Annotated in this window: 1 protein-coding gene; it reads left to right on the top strand. The window is 62.3% G+C overall.

Annotated elements, in window-relative coordinates:
* Positions 1 to 64: 64 nt before the first annotated feature.
* A protein-coding gene (locus QQK25_RS23030) for an IS3 family transposase (protein WP_284190051.1) occupies positions 65 to 1,210 on the top strand; the annotation gives its coding sequence in 2 pieces (ribosomal slippage) (positions 65 to 332 and positions 332 to 1,210; 1,147 coding nt annotated over the 2 pieces). This gene is flagged as partial in the annotation.

A 1,210-nucleotide genomic window follows, 5' to 3' on the forward strand; every position in this document is an offset into this window, starting at 1 on the left:
TGTAGTGGTCTAATTTCCTCGGACACCTCGATAGGTGGATCATCCACCCGTAGAGGAGAACTTGATGAAACAGAAACGCCGGGCGTTCGATGCGAGCTTCAAGCTGCAAGTCGTCCAGATGATCAGGGACCAAGGCCTGAGCGTCGGCCAAGTATGCCGCGACATGGGTCTGGGAGAGACCGCGGTGCGCCGCTGGCTGGCGCAACTCGATGCGGAGCAAAGCGGACAGGCAGGCATCGGCAAGCCGCTGACGGCTGAACAGCAACGCATTCGCCAGCTCGAGGCGGAGAATCGGCAGCTTCGCCAGGACAATGACCTGTTGAAAAAAGCGTCGGCCTTCTTTGCCCGCGAACTGAAATGACCTACCGGTGCATCGCTCAGTTGCAAGAGAAGGCCGACAACACCGCATTGCTGTGCCGGTTGCTGGGCGTGAGTCGTTCGGGCTTCTACGCCGCCCGCTCACGCAGGGGCGAACCCGCCAGGGTTTGCCCAACGAGCACCCACCTGCGCGCCGCCTTCACCGCCTCCGGACGCTGCTATGGCAGCCGGCGCCTGCGGGCCGTCCTGCATGCGCAGGGGCTTCGCGTGGGGCGATACCGGATACGAACCCTCATGCGTATCAATGGGCTACGTCCGGTGTGGCGGCGCAAATTCATTCACACCACCGACAGCCGCCATAGCTTGCCCATTGCCGACAATGTGCTGAACCGGCACTTCACTCCAGCCACGGCCAATGCAGCCTGGGTCTCGGACATCACCTACATCCGCACGCGCAGTGGCTGGCTGTACCTGGCGGCGGTGCTGGATCTGTACTCGCGCAAGATTGTCGGCTGGGCCATGGCGCCGAACATGCCTGCCGAACTGGTGTGCTCGGCCTTGCAGATGGCCATTACGCAGCGCCAACCGCCGGCGGGCCTGATCGTGCATTCCGACCGCGGCAGTCAGTACGCCAGCGAAGCCCACCGTGCCTTGCTGAGCCGCCATGGCCTGACGGGCAGCATGAGTCGCAAAGGCAACTGTTGGGACAATGCTGTCATGGAGCGCTTCTTCCTCAATCTGAAGAGGGAGCGGGTCTGGCAGAACGACTACGCCAACCACGCCGAGGCGTGTCGTGACATTACCGATTACATCGTCGGGTTCTACAACAACGTCCGTCTGCACTCGACGCTGGGCTACCTGCCGCCCACGGCCTATGAACGGAAAACCGCAG

The organism is Zoogloea oryzae, assembly GCF_030161255.1.
In the GTDB taxonomy this organism is placed as follows: Bacteria; Pseudomonadota; Gammaproteobacteria; order Burkholderiales; family Rhodocyclaceae; genus Zoogloea; species Zoogloea oryzae.